The 16,071-nt window shown below is 69.6% G+C and carries 14 protein-coding genes; 8 read left to right on the top strand and 6 right to left on the bottom strand.

The features are described 5' to 3' along the window. Positions 1–48 precede the first annotated feature (48 nt). Complete coding sequence (locus ACFQV6_RS18560) at positions 49–1,161, top strand: glycerophosphodiester phosphodiesterase (protein WP_378028747.1); 1,113 nt, start codon at positions 49–51, stop codon at positions 1,159–1,161. A 95-nt stretch (positions 1,162–1,256) separates the two neighbouring features. Here ACFQV6_RS18560 and ACFQV6_RS18555 read toward each other — a convergent pair whose 3' ends face one another. The 6 genes from ACFQV6_RS18555 to ACFQV6_RS18530 form a co-directional block, all read right to left on the bottom strand. Beyond that, positions 1,257–1,565 (bottom strand): hypothetical protein, encoded by a 309-nt coding sequence (locus ACFQV6_RS18555; protein WP_378028746.1) that lies wholly within the window; start codon positions 1,563–1,565, stop codon positions 1,257–1,259. Positions 1,566–1,576: 11 nt separating this feature from the next. Beyond that, positions 1,577–2,806 carry an anion permease gene (locus ACFQV6_RS18550; RefSeq protein ID WP_378028745.1) on the bottom strand — a complete coding sequence of 410 codons (1,230 nt, stop codon included), beginning with the start codon at positions 2,804–2,806 and terminating at the stop codon, positions 1,577–1,579. A gap of 226 nt (positions 2,807–3,032) precedes the next feature. Next, positions 3,033–5,102: a PQQ-dependent sugar dehydrogenase gene (locus tag ACFQV6_RS18545; RefSeq protein WP_378028744.1), complete on the bottom strand. Its 2,070-nt coding sequence runs from the start codon at positions 5,100–5,102 to the stop codon at positions 3,033–3,035. Next, positions 5,102–5,869 (bottom strand): sugar phosphate isomerase/epimerase family protein, encoded by a 768-nt coding sequence (locus ACFQV6_RS18540; protein WP_378028743.1) that lies wholly within the window; start codon positions 5,867–5,869, stop codon positions 5,102–5,104. Before ACFQV6_RS18540 ends, ACFQV6_RS18545 begins: the two co-directional genes overlap by 1 nt. A 565-nt stretch (positions 5,870–6,434) precedes the next feature. Further along, positions 6,435–7,727, bottom strand: coding sequence for an aspartate aminotransferase family protein (locus ACFQV6_RS18535; protein ID WP_378028742.1), 1,293 nt, complete (start codon positions 7,725–7,727; stop codon positions 6,435–6,437). Between the two features lie 23 nt (positions 7,728–7,750). Continuing rightward, on the bottom strand, positions 7,751–9,127 hold the full coding sequence (locus tag ACFQV6_RS18530) for a PLP-dependent aminotransferase family protein (RefSeq protein ID WP_378028741.1): 1,377 nt from the start codon (positions 9,125–9,127) through the stop codon (positions 7,751–7,753). 162 nt (positions 9,128–9,289) lie between these two features. Between ACFQV6_RS18530 and ACFQV6_RS18525 the strand changes: the two genes are divergently transcribed. Genes ACFQV6_RS18525 through ACFQV6_RS18495 form a run of 7 tightly spaced genes read left to right on the top strand, consistent with a single transcriptional unit; the run spans position 9,290 to position 16,067 of the window. Next, the gene (locus tag ACFQV6_RS18525) at positions 9,290–10,132 is read left to right on the top strand and encodes a nitrilase-related carbon-nitrogen hydrolase (RefSeq protein WP_378028740.1); all 843 of its coding nucleotides are present in this window, start codon (positions 9,290–9,292) and stop codon (positions 10,130–10,132) included. Continuing rightward, positions 10,129–11,529 carry a dihydropyrimidinase gene (gene hydA / locus ACFQV6_RS18520; RefSeq protein WP_378028739.1) on the top strand — a complete coding sequence of 467 codons (1,401 nt, stop codon included), beginning with the start codon at positions 10,129–10,131 and terminating at the stop codon, positions 11,527–11,529. The genes ACFQV6_RS18525 and hydA overlap by 4 nt, the downstream gene beginning before the upstream one ends. A 10-nt stretch (positions 11,530–11,539) precedes the next feature. Beyond that, on the top strand, positions 11,540–12,535 hold the full coding sequence (locus tag ACFQV6_RS18515) for a TIGR03842 family LLM class F420-dependent oxidoreductase (RefSeq protein ID WP_378028738.1): 996 nt from the start codon (positions 11,540–11,542) through the stop codon (positions 12,533–12,535). Continuing rightward, positions 12,532–13,374, top strand: a complete 843-nt coding sequence (locus tag ACFQV6_RS18510) for an ABC transporter permease (RefSeq protein WP_378028737.1) — start codon at positions 12,532–12,534, stop codon at positions 13,372–13,374. The genes ACFQV6_RS18515 and ACFQV6_RS18510 overlap by 4 nt, the downstream gene beginning before the upstream one ends. Further along, positions 13,371–14,162, top strand: a complete 792-nt coding sequence (locus ACFQV6_RS18505) for an ABC transporter ATP-binding protein (RefSeq protein ID WP_378028736.1) — start codon at positions 13,371–13,373, stop codon at positions 14,160–14,162. The genes ACFQV6_RS18510 and ACFQV6_RS18505 overlap by 4 nt, the downstream gene beginning before the upstream one ends. Then, the gene (locus tag ACFQV6_RS18500) at positions 14,162–14,926 is read left to right on the top strand and encodes an ABC transporter permease (protein ID WP_378028735.1); all 765 of its coding nucleotides are present in this window, start codon (positions 14,162–14,164) and stop codon (positions 14,924–14,926) included. The genes ACFQV6_RS18505 and ACFQV6_RS18500 overlap by 1 nt, the downstream gene beginning before the upstream one ends. A 13-nt stretch (positions 14,927–14,939) precedes the next feature. Beyond that, positions 14,940–16,067, top strand: a complete 1,128-nt coding sequence (locus tag ACFQV6_RS18495) for an ABC transporter substrate-binding protein (RefSeq protein WP_378028734.1) — start codon at positions 14,940–14,942, stop codon at positions 16,065–16,067. Positions 16,068–16,071: the final 4 nt, after the last annotated feature.

Below are 16,071 nucleotides of genomic sequence, written 5' to 3'. Positions count from 1 at the left end.
TGGGATGCCCGGCGAGCCTCGCCGGGCACGGGAACGGTGGAGGAGAACGTGGCAGATCGCCGTCAGGTGCTGCGCTTCGGCGCGGTGGCCGCCGCCACGCCGGTGCTGGCCGGGACCATGGCCGCGCCCGCGAGGGCCGGAACGGGTGGGCACGGTGGGAACGAAGGGCACCGGCCGGCACCGCTGGTGGTGGGGCACCGGGGTGCTTCCGGGTACCGGCCGGAGCACACGCTGGCGTCGTACGAGCTGGCGGCCCGGATGGGTGCCGACTACATGGAGCCGGACCTGGTCATCACGAAGGACGGCGTGCTCGTCTGCCGCCACGAGCCGGAGATCGGCGGCACCACGGACGTGGCGTCGCGGCCCGAGTTCGCGAGCCGGAAGAGGACGGTCTCGCTCGACGGGGTGAGCGTCACCGGCTGGTTCACCCACGATTTCACCCTGGCCGAGCTGAAGACGCTGCGCGCCACCGAGCGGATCCCGGCCGTACGGCAGCGGAACACCCTGTACGACGGATACTTCGAGGTGCCGACCTTCCAGGAGGTCCTCGACCTGCGCAAGCGGCTCTCCCGGGAGCTGGACCGGGAGCTGGGCGTGTTCCCGGAGACCAAGCACCCGACCTATTTCCGGCGCCTCGGCCTGGAGCTGGAGAAGCCGCTCGTCCGCGCGCTGCGGCGCAACGGGCTGGACCGGCGGGGCGCGAAGGTGTTCGTGCAGTCGTTCGAGGCGGCGAACCTGCGGGATCTCGCCGGTGAGTACCGCCTGCAGGTGCCGCTGGTCTTCCTGAGCAGCGCGGCGGGCAACCCGTTCAACGACCCGCGGTCCTACGCCGATCACCTGGCGCCGGCCGGGCTCAAGGAGCTGTCCGAGTACGTGGACGGCCTCGGCCCGGAGAAGAGCCAGATCATCCCGCGGAAGGCGGACGGCACGCTGGGCACACCGACCAGCCTGGTCACCGACGCCCACGCGAACGGGCTCAAGGTCATCCCGTACACGTTCCGGGCGGAGAACTCGTTCCTGCCGGCCGAGCTGCGGGTGGGTGCGGACGTCACCGCGTACGGGAAGGCTGTCGACGAGCAGATCACTTTCCTGCGTACCGGAATCGACGGCCTCTTCACCGACAACCCGGACGTCGGCGTCCTGGCCCGCGCCCTTCTCTGATCCTTCCGCGACAAAAGCCTTCCGCGACAAAAGCCTTCCGCGACAAGAGTGCCCCCGGCGATCTTCGCCGGGGGCGACGGAAGGAGGACGAAGGGCTACTTCGCGACGAGCGTCGGGTAGAAGTGGGAGAACTCCAGCTTGTAACCGAAGCCGTTGGCGACGATGAACGTCAGGCCCAGCAGTACGCCGAGCACCACGACAGCGAAGAGCGCGTACCCGATGGCCGTGCCGATCGGGCGGCGCTCACCCGCGGTGACGCCGCTGCCGGTGACCGCTGCCTCGCCCGCGCCCCAGGCCAGCGACCGGATGCCGAGGGCGAACAGGACCGGAAGGCCCGCGCCGAGGATGAGGCCGGCGAGCAGCACCTGCCACGCGCCGTCGAGCGCGAATCCCAGGTTGTGCATGACGATCCCTCTCAGCTTGCCGCGACGGCGGGAACGGGTGCGGTGACGGCTGGGCCGGGCGTGCCGTCCCAGTCGTCGTTGACGTTCTCGTGGTCGACGCGGCCGGTACGCGACCGCAGGTACATCGCGCCGGATGCCAGGACCAGCAGGGTGAAGACGACCAGGGCGCCGGCCATGCCGCCGACCGTGTCGCCGACATACCAGGTTCCGGCGCCGATCAGGCCGGCCGCGGGCAGGGTGATCATCCAGGCGGCGACCATCCGGCCGGCAACGGCCCAGCGGACCGTGGCGCCGGGGCGGCCGAGGCCGGAGCCCAGGACCGAGCCGGTGGCGACGTGGGTGGTGGAGAGCGCGAAGCCGAGGTGGCTGGAGGCCAGGATGACCGCCGCCGCGCCGGACTGCGCCGCGGTGCCCTGCGGCGGGTTGATGTCGGTGAGGCCCTTGCCGAGGGTACGGATGATGCGCCAGCCGCCCAGGTAGGTGCCCGCGGCGATGGCGAGGGCGGCCGAGACCTTGACCCAGAGCGGGATGTTCTCGGTGTCGCTCCAGTCGCCGCTGGCGATCAGGGCGAGCGTGATGACACCCATGGTCTTCTGCGCGTCGTTGGTGCCGTGTGCCAGGGAGACCAGCGAGGCGCTGCCGATCTGGCCCCAGCGGAAGCCCTTGTCGGTGAAACGGGCCGCGACCCCGGCCGTGATCTTGAAGATCACCCAGGTGCCGAGTGCCGCGACGAGCGCGGCGATGACCGGGGAGATCACCGCGGGCAGCAGAACCTTGCCGACGACGCCGTCGAGTTTCGAGCCGTCGCCGTTCCAGTTGACCCCGGCCCAGCCGAGGCCGGCGACCGTGGCGCCGACGAGACCGCCGAAGAGGGCGTGCGACGAGCTGGACGGCAGACCGAACAACCAGGTCAGGAGGTTCCAGATGATGCCGCCGACCAGACCGGCCAGGATGATCATCAGGAGCCCGCTGCCGCCGTCGGCGAGCAGTTCGGACTTGGGAGCGCCGCTCTTGTCCTGGATCTTGACAACGGCGTTGGTGACGGTGAGCGCGACCTCCACCGAGAGGAAAGCGCCGACCAGGTTCAGAACACCCGAGAGGGCGACCGCGGTCTTGGGCCGCAGTGCCTTCGTCGCGATGGAGGTCGCCATCGCGTTCGCGGTGTCGTGGAACCCGTTGGTGAAATCGAAGGCCAGGGCTGTGAGGACCACCAGCGCCAAGATCACGGATGTTTCAGTCACGCCGTGATCGTGACGGAGCAACACCACCGACGGCCAGAGGCCGAACGAGACATGTACAAGATTCGGCCCTCGTTAACCTGGCGTTTCCCTAACTTCACCGTGAAGTGACGAATCAACTACAAAACGCGTTCGTCAGCCCACCGCGGAGAAACAGAGTTCCACAGCCGTTCATGTGATATTCGTCTCCGGTCACCGGCCGGGCCGAGGGGCCCGGCCGGTGATTCCGTCACGGTGCGGGGGTCAGTACGACCTGATCCGTCCCGGTCTGCGGCGGAGTGCCGGTGTCGGTGTACGACGCGACGAACACTGCCGTCAGGTTGTCGGCGCCCGCGTGGCCGCCGTCGAGGAAGGTGGTGATCGAGCCGGTGCAGCCCTGCGAGGTGGAGAGCGGGTGACCGTGCTCGTCGTGCCCGAGGATGTAGGAAACGGTCACCCGGGCGCAGTCCACCGGGGCGTCGTCGACCACCGACACCTCGTAGGTCACCGTGTCACCGAACTCGAACGGCTGGTCCTCGACGGGTGTCACGAAGGTGACCACCGGTGCGAGGGTTCCGACCGGCAGGATCACCTCGGCCGAGGCGGACCGGCCGGTGCTGTCGGTGACCTTCAGGGTCGGGCGGTAGTTGCCGTTCGCCGTGAACGTGTACGTGGCGTTCGGCTGGCGGGAGTCGACCCGGCCGTCGGCGTTGAAGTCCCAGGCGTACGACAGGGTGTCGCCGTCGGGGTCGACGGTGCCGGCGCTGCTGAACGTGACGGTCAGCGGTGCCTGCCCCGAGGTGGGTGTGGCAGACGCACGAGGGATCGGGGTGCGGTTGCCGCGGACGAAGTCGAACCGGGACAGCTGCGCGTCCGGGTTCTCGGCGAAGTAGCCGTCGCCGTACTCCAGGACGTAGAGGGCGCCGTCCGGGCCGAACTCCAGGTCCATCGGGTTGTCGAAGACCAGCTCCGGCAGGACCGCATCGATCTGCGTGACCTGGTTGTCGCGGTCCAGGTGCAGGGCCTTGACCCAGTCACGGGTCCACTCGGCGAACAGCGGCAGCCCGTCGAACGTCTCCGGCCACTTGATCTGCGAGCGGGACTTGCGGGAGTAGTCGTAGACCGGCCCGCCCATCGGGCCGATGCCGCCGGTGCCCAGTTCGGGCCATTGAGCGCTCGCGCCGTACGAATAAATGATCTCGGCCTTGGCAACCGGCGGCAGATTGCGCAGCCCGGTGTTGCGAGGCGACTCGTTGACCGGTGCCGCACAGTTGAACGGCGCGCCGGAGACCCCGGTGGCGAAGTCGTAGTCGACGTAGGGCATGTCGGGCGCCACGCAGTACGGCCAGCCGTAGTTCGCCGGCTTGTCGATCGCCATCCAGCGCCCGTGCCCGGCCGGGCCACGCGCCGGGTTCGGAGTCCTCGCGTCCGGCGAGTAATCGCCCATGTAGACCACGCTGGTGTCCGGGTCGACGGTGAACCGGAACGGGTTCCGCAGGCCCATCGCGTAGATCTCCGGGCGGGTCTTCGGCGTGCCGGGCCGGAACAGGTTGCCCCGCGGGATCGTGTAGCGACCGTTGTGGCCCACCTTGATCCGCAGCAGCTTTCCGCGCAGATCGTTGGTGTTGGCGGCCGTTCGCTGGGCGTCGAAGACCGGGTTGCGGTTCGGGCGCTCGTCGATCGGCGCGAAGCCGTCGGAGAAGAACGGGTTGCTGTCGTCGCCGGTGGACAGGAACAGGTTGCCGTGCCGGTCGAAGTCGATCTTGCCGCCGACGTGGCAGCACTGACCACGATCGGTCGCCACCTCGAGGATCTTCTGCTCGGTGCCAAGCTTCAGCGTGTTCCCGTGCAGCTTGAAACGGGACAGCCGCAGCGCGCCCTTGAAGGGGGCGAAATCAGCGGCGGTGCCCTCGTTCGGCGCGTCACCCTCGTTGATCGTCGGGGTCGCCGGGTTGTCGGCGGGCGTGTTCAGCGGCGGCGAGTAGTAGACGTACACCCAGTTGTTGTGCTTGAAGTCCGGGTCGATGGCGATGCCCTGCACACCCTCCTCGTCGTGCTGGTAGACCGGAATGGTCGCGGCCAGCACGTTGCGGCCGGTGGACGGCTCGTGGATGCGGACCTGACCGGTGCGGGCGGTGTGCAGCACCCGCCGGTCCGGCAGCACGGCGAGCGCGATCGGCTCGCCCGGGAAGTCGTTGAGGGTGACCTTCTGGAAGTCGGACGCGGGCGGCAGCTCGTGGCCCGGGTGCGCCACGGCTGCGGCCGGTGCGGCCAGGACGGCCACACCGGCGATGCTGATCAGAGCCCGGCGGCGGAACATCAGAACCGCAGCCCGGCGAGGTAGTCGTAACCGACCCTCGCGGTCACGAGCGCGTCGGCGGGGGTCCGCGGCGGACTGCCCGCGTCGTCGCGCTCCACGATGTACTCCACCAGGCCCGCCTCTCTCGACCGCTCGAAGATTCGCCCGAAATCGATCAGCCCGGCGCCGGGGTCGGCGAAGCTGCCGTTCTCGTTGAGGTCCTTGACGTGCACCTGCTTGATCCGGCCGCGGTGCTTCTTGATCAGGTCGACCGGGTCGCTGGCGCCGCGGAACGCCCAGAAGAGGTCCACCTCGAGGTGCACCAGACGCGGGTCGGTGTCGCCGGTGAGGATGTCAAAACCGGTCACGTTGGTGCCGGACTGACGGAAGAACTCGTTCTGGTGGTTGTGGTAGCCGAAGCTCAGCCCGGCACGGCGGGCCAGCTCACCGGCCCGGTTCAGGTCACGGGCGAACGCGCGGTAGACCGCGGCGTCGCGGATCGGGCCGGTCGGCCCGGCACCGAAATAGGGGTGCACGATGAACTTGTTGCCGACGATCGCGGAGTCCTCCAGGGCCCGCTTCCAGATCTCGGCGTCGAACGGCTGCGGGATCCCGACGTGGCCGGAGGTCGCGCGCAGACCGGCATTGTTCAGCGCGGCCCGGAACTGGGCGGCGGTCCGGCCGACGAAACCGGCGTGCTCCACGCGGGTGTAGCCGATCTCCGCGAGCTCGGCGAGGCTGCCCTCGAGGTCGATGTTGAGCTGGTTGCGCAGCGTGTACAGCTGCACGCTGATCTGACTTCGCGGCACACGGTGGGCGGAGCCGCCCCCGCCCGCCGCTGCGCTTGCTGGTACTGCGAGCGTGCCGGCGGCGCCTGCCGCGGCGGCAGCGCCCAGTAGCCGACGACGGCTGAGTGACTGCGGCATTGCGGTCTCCTCCACATAGATGCATCTACATGGTTGAGCACGTTACCGAGGTGTTTCGTCCAAAGTGAAGCTAAGTTTCTTCAGATCAAGCGAAAGTTCGCCTGTCCATGACAAAACCTGGCATCGGCGGAAACAACGTCCGGGCGTCGATTAAAAGGACCCAACCGCGGGGTACCGATCAAGGGCCCGGCCGCAAGGGCGCAGGTCAAAAGGATCCAACGGCAGGGGTACGGCCGAACGGTCCCGCCGGATCTCCGGGGCGCTGCCGTCACGCCGGCGATCTCACCGCGGGGTCCGGGCCGCACAAGCCACCGCCGGGCGTGAGCGTGTGGTCACGCTTCAAGCGAACCACGCACCCGGTGGCGGCTCAGATGTGCAACTCGGCGGCAGTGGCGGCTCAGATGTGCAACTCGGCGGCAGTGGCGGCTCAGATGTGCGACTCGGCGGCAGCCGTGGCGATGGCGTCGCTGAGGATCGCCAGGCCCTCGCGGGCCTCGTCCTCCGTCAGCGTCAGGGCGGGACCGATGCGGATCACGTTGCCGTACAGGCCACCCTTGCCGACCAGCAGCCCGCCCTCCCGGCACAGGTCGAAGACCCGCACGGTAGCTGCCGGATCGGGCTCTGCGGTGCCGGGACGGACGAACTCGAGTCCGATCATCAGCCCGCGTCCCCGTACCTCCGCAAGGATCTCGTGCCGCAGCGAGCGCAACCCGCCCAGCAGGATCTCGCCCACCCGGCGCGCGTTGCCCTGAAGATCGTGGTCGAGGACGTAGTCGAGGACCGCGTTGCCCGCCGCCGCACTCACCGGGTTCCCGCCGAAGGTGGAGAAACTGATCGCCGGCACCGCGTTCATCACCGACGCCCGGCCGACCACCCCGCCGAGCGCGAAGCCGTTGCCGATGCCCTTGGCGAAAGTGATCAGGTCCGGGGTGACGTCGTGCGCCTGGTAGCCCCAGAAGTGATCACCGGTGCGGCCCCAGCCGGTCTGCACCTCGTCGGCGATCAGCAGGATGCCGTGTTCGGCGAGGACCTTGGAGTAGGCGCCGAGCAGGCCGTCCGGCCCGTGCACGAAGCCGCCGACACCCTGGATCGGCTCGGCGATCAGCGCCGCCACGTCACCGGCCGTGACCGTGGCGAGGACCTCGCGCAGGTCGTCGACAGCGGCGTCGAGCAGGTCGCTCTCGGAGAGCCCGGCCATCCGGCCGCGCAGCCGGTCGGCGGAGGCCAGCCAGTTGACCGAGACCGGGCTGAGCGAGCTGGACGACCAGCTGCGGTGCCCGGTGACGGCCATGGTCGCGAAGGTACGGCCGTGATAGCTGTTCTTGATCGCCAGGATCTGGTTCGAGCGCCGCACGTTGGTGGCGAACAGCAGCGCCGACTCGTTGGCCTCGCTGCCGGAGTTGGTGAAGAACACCCGGGCGTCCGGGATGCCGGAGAGCCGGGCGATCTTCTCGGCGAGCTCGACCTGCTGCCGGATGAGGTACAGCGTCGAGGTGTGCGCGACGCCAGTGCTGATCTGGCGGCGGACGGCGTCGCTGATCTCGGCGACGTCGTACCCGATCATGGTGGTCAGCACGCCGCCGAAGAAGTCCAGATAGCTGCGGCCGGTACCGTCGGTGACCCGGCGGCCGCTCCCGGAGACGATCTCCAGGGCGTCGTCGCCGTAGTAGACGGGCATCCAGCCGGGCATGACCGCGCGGTGCCGGTCCAGCAGTTCCATCGGTGCCTCCTCGAAGAAGATGTTCAGCGCCAGCCGTGTGGGTGCCCGAGGCCGCGCCGGCCGCTGCCGCGGCTGTTCCCCAACGCCGCCGACGCGAGCACGTCGGCCAGTTCGTCGTAGCCGCCGGAGACCAGGCCCGCGGTGATCCGGAGGTGATCGTCACTCAGAGGAGTGACACAGAACGGCGCGCCGGGTGCCGCCGCCACACCGCAGGCCGCGAGCACCACCAGGGCGTTCTGCTGATCAGGAACGGTCATCCAGAGGTTGATCCCGTCGGCCGCTGTCGCGGTCACCCCGCGGGCGTGCAGCGCGGCCAGCAGCGCCGCGCGCCGGGCCGCGTAGGCGGCCCGGGCGGCGGCGACCTGGTCGATCGCGCCGCTGTCGGTGAGCAGGTCGAGCAGTACGCCCTGGAGCAGCCGGCTCGACCACCCGGGCCCGAGCAGCCGCCGGTCGGCCACCGCGTCGACCACGTGGGCCGGTCCGCCGATCGCGGCGAGCCGCAAATCCGGGCCGTGGCTCTTGGAGAAGCTCGACACGTGCACGGTGCGGTCGCCGAGGTGGCGGCCGATGCTGACCGGCGGTGCCGAGGCGATGTCCCCGGCGTGGTCGTCCTCGACGACGAGCAGGTTCGGGACCTCCAGCAGGATGTCGGCGAGGGCCAGCGCGCGGGCCTGGCTCATGCTGGTGCCGGTCGGGTTCTGCGCCCGGGGCTGCAGGAACAGGGCGACCGGCCGGTAGTCGCGCAGCATCTGACGCAGCGCCACCGGGTCGAGCCCCTCGTCGTCCATCGGCACCCCGATGACTGTCGCGCCGACCGCCTGGAGCAGGTCGAGCAGCGGCGCGAAGGCCGGGTTCTCCACCAGCACGTGGTCGCCGAAGCGCAGGGTGGCGCCGGCGATCCGGTCCAGCGCGTCCATGGCGCCGTCGACCACGGTCAGCCGCTCGGGCGGGAACGGCCACCGCCGCCGCAGCAGTGCCTCCAGCTCGGGCAGCACCGGCGCGTCGAGATAGCTGCCCGCCCAGCGCCCGTCGCCGATGCGGTGCAGCGACTCGCTCAGGTCGGGCAGCAGCGCCGGGTCCGGTACGCCGGTGGACAGGTCCCGCGGCAGCGTCACGTGCCCGCTGCCGAGCTGGGTGTAGCGCAGCCGCTCGCGGGGTGGCAGCGGCCCGGAGACGTAGGTGCCGGAGCGTCCCCGGGTCTGGATGGCCCCGGCGTGGATCAGGCTGCGCCACGCCTCGCTCACCGTGGTGGGGCTGACCCCGAGCTCGCCGGCGACCGAGCGCACGGTGGGCAGCCGGATCCCGGCCGGCAGCCGGCCGGCGGTGATCAGGCGGCTGACGGCCGCGGCGATGCCCCGGGCGCTGCGGTCCTGGACCGCCCCGGTGATCAGGGTGAGCAAATTACCTCTCCGAAACAATCAGTTACGTAACGGCAATTGTTCGCTTCAATGTGTGTCGTTAGTGTCCTACGGCATCCGGCGTTCTCAAGCAACCCCTGGCGCAGGACGTATGACGGGGAGTAGACACACGATCACAGGCGTGACCCATTCGGGAGGACACCGATGTCAACTGAAGTCGTCCGCGCCGCCCTTGTCCAGACGACCTGGACGGGCGACAAGGAATCCATGATCAAGGCGCACGAGGACTACGCCCGTGACGCCGCCGCCCAGGGCGCGAAAGTGATCTGCTTCCAGGAGCTGTTCTACGGCCCGTACTTCTGCCAGGTGCAGGACGCGGCCTACTACGAGTACGCCGAGTCGATCCCCGGCCCGACCACCGAGCGCTTCCAGGCGCTGGCGGCGGAGCTGGGCATGGTGATGATCCTGCCGATGTACGAGCAGGAGCAGCCCGGCGTCCTCTACAACACCGCGGCGGTCGTCGACGCCGACGGCAGCTACCTCGGCAAGTACCGGAAGAACCACATCCCGCAGGTCAAGGGCTTCTGGGAGAAGTTCTACTTCCGCCCCGGCAACCTCGGCTATCCGGTCTTCGACACCGCGGTCGGCAAGGTCGGCGTCTACATCTGCTACGACAGGCACTTCCCCGAGGGCTGGCGGGCGCTCGGGCTGAACGGCGCCCAGATCGTCTTCAACCCGTCGGCAACCAGCCGTGGCCTCTCGTCGTACCTGTGGCAGCTGGAGCAGCCGGCCAGCGCGGTGGCCAACGAGTACTTCATCGGCGCGATCAACCGGGTGGGCGTGGAGTCGCTGGGTGACAACGACTTCTACGGCCAGACGTACTTCGTCGACCCGGAGGGCAAGTTCGTCGGCGACGTCGGCGACACCCACAACCCCGAGCTGATCGTCCGCGACCTGGACCTGGGCCTGCTGGCCACGGTCCGCGACCGGTGGCAGTTCTACCGCGACCGCCGCCCGGACAGCTACGACGGGCTGGTGGCGCCGTGACCAAGCTGATCAAGGGCGGGACGGTGGTCGGGCCGACCGGCCCGATCGCGGCCGACGTGCTGATCGACGGCGAGACGATCGCCGCGATCTTCGCGCCCGGCCAGGCCCCACAGATCGACCACACCATCGACGCCACCGGCAAGTACGTCATCCCCGGCGCGGTCGACGCGCACACCCACATGGAGTTGCCGTTCGGCGGCACCCACGCCAGCGACACCTTCGACACCGGCACCCGGGCGGCCGCGATCGGCGGGACCACCACGATCGTCGACTTCGCGGTGCAGCGGACCGGCGAGGTGGTGCAGGACGGGCTGGCCGCCTGGCACGGCAAGGCCGACGGTAACTGCCACATCGACTACGCCTTCCACATGATCCTCGGCGGGGTCGACGACGACTCGCTCAAGGCGATGGACCAACTGGTCGCCACCGAGGGCATCAGCAGCTTCAAGCTGTTCATGGCGTACCCCGGGGTGTTCTACTCCGACGACGGCCAGATCCTGCGCGCCATGCAGAAGGCCCGCGACAACGGCGCGATGATCATGATGCACGCGGAGAACGGCCCGGCCATCGACGTGCTGGTCAAGCAGGCCCTGGAGCGCGGCGAGACCGACCCGATCCACCACGGCCTGACCCGGCCGCAGGAGCTGGAGGCGGAAGCCACCAGCCGGGCCATCTGGCTGGCCGCTGTCGCCGCGGACTGCCCGCTCTACATCGTGCACCTGTCCGCTTCAAAGGCGTTGGAACAGGTGGCCGCGGCAAGAAACAGCGGCCGCAACGTGTTCGCCGAGACCTGCCCGCAGTACCTCTACCTGACCCTGGAGGACCAGCTCGGCGCACCGGGATTCGAGGGCGCCAAGTGGGTCTGCTCCACGCCGCTGCGGAGCAAGCACGAGTCGCACCGGGCCGACCTGTGGCAGGGCCTGCGCACCAACGACCTGTCGGTGGTCTCGACCGACCACTGCCCGTTCTGCTTCAAGGACCAGAAGGAGCTCGGCCTGGGCGACTTCTCCAAGATCCCGAACGGCATCGGCAGCGTCGAGCACCGGGTGGACCTGCTCTACCAGGGTGTTGTCGACAAGAAGCTGTCGCTGGGCCGCTGGGTGGAGACCATCGCCACCACGCCGGCGCGGATGTTCGGCCTCTACCCGCGCAAGGGGATCATCGCGGTCGGCTCGGACGCCGACATCGTGCTCTACGACCCGGCCGGGCGGACCCGGATCAGCGCCGAGACGCACCACATGAACATGGACCACTCCGCCTGGGAGGGCTGGGAGATCGACGGCAAGGTCGACACCGTCATCTCCCGCGGCGAGGTGATCGCGTCCGGTGGCGAGTACACCGGGCGGGCCGGTCGCGGGCAGTACCTCAAGCGCGGCCTCAGCGACTACCTGATCTAAGGCGGCGATCATGGACATCGGCGTGGTGCTCCAGAACGACCCACCCGCTCGCACCGTGGTGGAGTGGGCCAGGAAAGCGGAAGAAAAGGGCTTCAGCCACTTCTGGACGTTCGACTCGCACGTGCTCTGGCAGGAGCCGTTCGTCGTCTACTCGAAGATCCTGGACGCGACCGAGCGGATCGTCGTCGGCCCGATGGTGACCAACCCCGGCACCCGGGACTGGACGGTCACCGCCTCGATGTTCGCCACGCTCAACGAGATGTACGGCAACCGGACCGTCTGCGGCATCGGCCGGGGCGACTCGGCGCTGCGGGTACTCGGGCTGACACCGCAGACCCTCGGCCAGCTGCGCGAGAGCGTGCGGGTGATCAAGGGGCTGGGCAACGGCGAGAGGGTCACCGTCCGGGGCAACGAGATCCAGTTCGCCTGGGCGCCGGACAGCCGCCTGGAGGTCTGGGTGGCGGCGTACGGCCCGAAGGCGCTCGCGGTGACCGGGGAGGTGGGCGACGGCTACATCCTCCAGCTCGCCGACCCGGACATCGCCGAGTGGATGATCACCGCGGTGCGCAAGGCCGCCGAGAACAAGGGCCGGGACCCGGACGCGATCAAGTTCTGCGTGGCGGCGCCCGCCTACGTCGGTGACGACCTGGCGCACCAGCGGGAACAGACCCGCTGGTTCGGCGGGATGGTCGGCAACCACGTGGCGGACATCGTCGCGCGCTACGGCGAGGGCGGCGCGGTGCCGCAGGCGCTGACCGACTACGTCAGGGCGCGGCAGAGCTACGACTACGCCGAGCACGGGCGGGCCGGAAACAGCCACGCCACGTTCGTGCCGGACGAGATCGTGGACCGGTTCTGCGTGCTGGGCCCGGTGGAGAACCACGTCAAGCGGCTCCAGGAGCTCAAGGCGCTCGGCGTCGACCAGTTCGCCGTCTACCTCCAGCACGACGCCAAGGACGAGACCCTCGCCGCGTACGGCGAGCAGATCATCCCGGCGTTCCGGTGAGACGGGCCCTCTCGGCACTGGCCGGGCTGGTCGTGGCCGCTCTGGTCTGGGAGGGCTACAAGGCCGCCGGGAATCCCGAGGGGACGGTGGTGTTCGGCGTGCGGGTGCTCCCGCGCGCCGACGACCTCTCCATGCCGCACCTGGCGACCATCGTGCAGCGGCTGGCCGACCCGGAGATGACGGGCGGCCGGCCGGTGTGGCTCGTGGTGCTCCAGGCCTGCCTGTTCACGCTCGGGATCACGGTGGCCGGCTTCCTCGCCGGTGCGCTCGTCGGGCTGGCCCTGGCGGTGGGCATGCAACGTTTCCGGATCGTCGAGCGCGGGCTTCTCCCGTACGTCATCCTTTCCCAGACCGTGCCCCTGGTGGCGCTCGCGCCACTGATCGCCGGCTGGTCCGGCAGCATCATGCCCGCCTGGGCGACCGTCGCGGTGATCGCCGCCTACCTGGCGTTCTTCCCGGTGGCGGTGGGCATGCTGCGCGGCCTGCAGTCGCCGGGCGCGGCGGGCGTCGAGCTGATGCGCAGCTACGCGGCGAGCTGGTGGCGCACCCTCGTGACGCTGCGCTTCCCCTCGGCGCTGCCCTATCTCTTCCCGGCGCTGCGCCTGGCCGGTGCGGCGGCGGTGGTCGGCGCGGTGGTCGGCGAGATCTCCACCGGTACGCGGGGCGGCATCGGCCGTCTGATCATCGAGTACTCCCGGGAGGCCACCTCGGATCCTGCCAAGGTCTACACGGCCATGCTCGGCGCGGCGCTGCTCGGCCTGCTGGTGGCGGCCGCCGTCTCGTTGTTGGAGGTGCCCTTGATGCGGCACCGGCGCCACGTGGAGGTGGTGACGCTATGACCGCGGTGGTGATCGAGAACGTGACCAAGGTCTTCAACCAGGGGCGCGACGATGAGGTGACAGCGCTCGCCGAGGTGGATCTGACGGTCGGTGACGGCGAGTTCGTCTCGCTGATCGGGCCGTCCGGCTGCGGCAAGAGCACCCTGCTGCGGCTGATCGCCGACCTGATCCCGCCGACCACCGGCACGGTCACCGTCGCCGGCAGGCCGGCCGCGCAGGCGCGCCGCGAGCAGGAGTACGGCATCGCCTTCCAGCATGCCGGCCTCTTCGAGTGGCGGACCGTGCGGCGCAACGTCGAGCTACCCCTGGAGCTGCGCGGTATCGGTCGGGCCGAGCGCCGCGCCAAGGCCGCCGAGATGCTCGAGCTGGTCGGTCTCGGCGACTTCGCCGGGCACTACCCGGGTCAGCTCTCCGGCGGCATGCAGCAGCGGGTCGCGATCGCCCGGGCCCTCGCCGTGCAGCCGCCGCTGCTGCTGATGGACGAGCCGTTCGGCGCGCTCGACGAGATGACCCGGGAGCGGCTCCAGTCGGAGCTGCTCGCGATCTGCGCCAAGACCCGGACCAGCGCGGTCTTCGTCACCCACTCGATCTCCGAGGCGGTGTTCCTCTCCGACCGCGTGGTGGTGATGTCGCCCCGGCCCGGCCGGATCACCGCGTCGATCGAGGTCGAGCTGCCGTCGCGGGACGAGGCAGGACGCCAGGCGCCGGCCTACTTCGACAAGATCACCCAGGTGCGTCAAGCTCTGCGCGGCACACCGGCGCCGGTCGTTTCCGAGGCCAACCCCTGATGGGTACGGTCAAACGCGTCCTGCCGCCACTGGTCTTCGGTGTCCTCGCCCTGGTCCTGTGGGAGCTCACCGTCACGCTCGGCCGGATCGCACCGTTCATCCTGCCGGCGCCGTCGGCGATCTGGGCGCAGGTCGTCGAGCAACGCGGCAACATCGGGGACGCAGCCCTGGCGAGCGGCGCGAACGCCCTGGCCGGCCTGATCGGCGGCAGCCTGGTGGCGATCCTGGCCGCGCTGGCCGCCAGCCGGTTCCGGGCGCTCGGCGAGGTGTCCATCCCGTTCGCCGCCCTGATCAACGCGCTGCCGATCATCGCGCTCGCCCCGATCCTCAACAACATGTTCGAGTCGACGAGCAGCGTCCCGCGCCGCCTGGTCACCGGCATCGTGGTGTTCTTCCCGGTCTTCCTGAACCTGCTGCGCGGCCTGCGCGAGGTCAGCCCGGTGCACCAGGAGCTGATGCACTCGTACGCGGCCGGCGGCTGGACCTTCGCCCGCAAGGTGCGCCTGCCCGGTGCACTCCCCCACCTGTTCACCGGCCTGCGGCAGGCGTCGTCGCTGGCCGTCATCGCAGCGGTCGTCGCCGAGTACTTCGGCGGGCTGCAGGACGGGCTCGGCGCGCGGATCACCTCCGCCGCGGCGTTCACCGCCTACCCCCGTGCCTGGGCCTACGTGGCCGGCGCCTGCCTCCTCGGACTCACCTTCTACCTGGTCACGCTCCTTGCCGAACGCGTGGCCATGCCGTGGAAACAACGCCTCATCAGCTAGTTAGGGGTTCGCGTTGAAGATCTCCCGGATATTCCTGGCCTCGGTTCTCGCCCTGGCCGCCTGTGGCACCGCCGACACACCGTCGACTCCCGCGCCCGGCGGCAGCGGCACCCTCACCCCGATCAAACTCCAGCTCCAGTGGTTCTTCCAGGCCCAGTTCGGCGGCTACATCGCCGCCGTCGACCAGGGCTTCTACCGAGAGCAGGGTCTCGACGTCGAGCTGCTCGAAGGCGGCGTCGACATCGTCCCGCAGACCGTGCTCGCCCAGGGCAAGGCCGACTACGCGGTGGCCTGGGTGCCGAAGGCGCTCGCCTCCCGCGAGCAGGGCGCCGGCATCACCGACGTCGGGCAGATCTTCGCCCGCTCCGGCACCTACCAGGTGGCGTGGAAGGACAGCGGCATCACGAAGGCCGCCGATCTGGCGGGCAAGAAGGTCGGCAACTGGGGCTTCGGCAACGAGTTCGAGCTGTTCGCCGGGATGACCAAGGCCGGGCTGGACCCGGGCAAGGACGTCACCCTGGTGCAGCAGCAGTTCGACATGCAGGCGCTGCTCAAGAGGGAGATCGACGCCGCACAGGCGATGAGCTACAACGAGTACGCCCAGCTGCTCGAGGCCAAGAACCCGGCCACCGGCAAGCTCTACACCGCCGACGACTTCGCGATCATCGACTGGAAGACCGAGGGGTCGTCGATGCTCCAGGACGCGGTGTGGGCGAACACCGAGAAGCTGAACGATCCGGCGTACCAGCAGCAGACGGTCAAGTTCCTGACCGCCACGATCAAGGGCTGGGCGTTCTGCCGGGACAACGCGGAGAAGTGCCGCGACCTGGTGGTGGCGAAGGGCTCGAAGCTCGGCAAGAGCCACCAGCTGTGGCAGATGAACGAGACCAGCAAGCTGATCTGGCCGTCACCGGCCGGCGTCGGCGTGATCAACGAGGCCGCCTGGAAGCAGACCGTGGACATCTCGATGACCACGAAGAACCAGACCGGCGACACGGTGCTGACCAAGACACCGGAGGGCCTGGCCTTCACCAACGACTACATCAACCAGGCCCTGGAGCAGGCGAAGGCCGCGGGGATCGACGTGACCGGCAGCGCGTTCCAGCCGGCCACGGTCACCCTGTCGGAAGGCGGCGCCTGAGCTG

Source organism: Actinoplanes sp. GCM10030250 (genome assembly GCF_042666575.1).
Classification (GTDB): Bacteria; Actinomycetota; Actinomycetes; order Mycobacteriales; family Micromonosporaceae; genus Actinoplanes.
The sequence above is the reverse complement of the archived record's forward strand: the minus strand, read 5'-3'. Positions and strand labels throughout refer to the sequence as shown.